Genomic DNA, 1,070 nt, shown 5'->3' with positions numbered 1-1,070 from the left:
TTTGGCCCATGGGATTTGGAATTTTCTCCGTGTTCCTCTGTGCATTCCTCCGTGCAACTCTGTGGTTAAATCTTGTTCTCTTTTCCGTCCGCGGTGGCGATGGTGCTTTTTATTTTAGCGATTCAATAAATTCGGCAGGAGTGAATACGTCTAATCCCGATTTTGTGAAATCAGGTTTGTTTCTTGTAATAATTGTCGCTATTTCGTTACTCCTGGCCGCCGATACCTGGACGGCATCTTCAAAATCATTTAACTCCATGTTAATGGCAGCGATAATTACATTTTTATCTACCCCCAATACTTCAACGATTTCCAATAGGTTCAGAATAAATTGAATGGCGATCTCATTTCCCCGGTCTTTTTTAGCGATATAATAAATATCGGTGATGGTTGAAGCCGTGACATGTGCCTTGATTTTCTTTCGGTCAATCAACTCAAATAATTTCGCTGACAAATCAAAGAAAGGCTTGCGGTTCAAAGCAATATCCAAGATGATATTGGTATCAAAAAGGACCTGCTTCATTTATACTTTTTGATGAGATAGTCGTAACGACTGTTTTCAATATCAGGAGAATGCAGGAAACCAGCCCATCGGGCAACAAAATCTTTTGCCTTCAGCTTTTTCCTGAGCCGATGTGCTTTAGGGACCAAAGTAACTTCAACTTCTTTATCATGAAGGGCCAAGCTGTCGGGAACCTTGATCTTTCCGGTCTTCGATATTTTTGTCTTAAAGCGGTAGGTGTTCATCCTGTTTTTTTTTAAGCTCCATTCAAAGTTATAATAAATGCTGGAACAAAAAATGCGAAATGTTTGGGTTTTTGTGTCGTTGCCAGTCTTGTGAAATATTCACCTGGTTAAATCTTCTTTCTCTTTTCCGTCCGCCGCGGCGATGGTGCGTTTTGCGGGCTATGGTTCGCGGCCTACTTCTTTTACCCCAAACCCCTAAAGGGGCTTTCGCTCCGAGCATGGGGTGATGTTGTTCGGTGCGGCGGATACCCCTTTAGGGGTCAGGGGTGCGCGCAGGCCGGGTTCCTCCGGCAGCTGCCGGATCAGGGGTGCGCGCGGGCCGG

The 1,070-nt window shown here is 44.6% G+C and carries 2 protein-coding genes; both read right to left on the bottom strand.

Going from position 1 to position 1,070, the window contains the following annotated elements; translation table 11 throughout:
* Window positions 1-109: 109 nt before the first annotated feature.
* Entirely contained in the window at window positions 110-523 is a 414-nt protein-coding gene (locus tag NC99_RS00650; RefSeq protein WP_053178808.1) for a type II toxin-antitoxin system VapC family toxin, read from the bottom strand.
* Window positions 520-747: a hypothetical protein gene (locus NC99_RS00645; protein WP_053178806.1), complete on the bottom strand. Its 228-nt coding sequence runs from the start codon at window positions 745-747 to the stop codon at window positions 520-522. The genes NC99_RS00650 and NC99_RS00645 overlap by 4 nt, the downstream gene beginning before the upstream one ends.
* Window positions 748-1,070 lie beyond the last annotated feature (323 nt).

The organism is Sunxiuqinia dokdonensis (assembly GCF_001270965.1).
Taxonomy (GTDB): domain Bacteria; phylum Bacteroidota; class Bacteroidia; order Bacteroidales; family Prolixibacteraceae; genus Sunxiuqinia; species Sunxiuqinia dokdonensis.
This window is presented reverse-complemented; position numbering and strand designations above follow the sequence as displayed.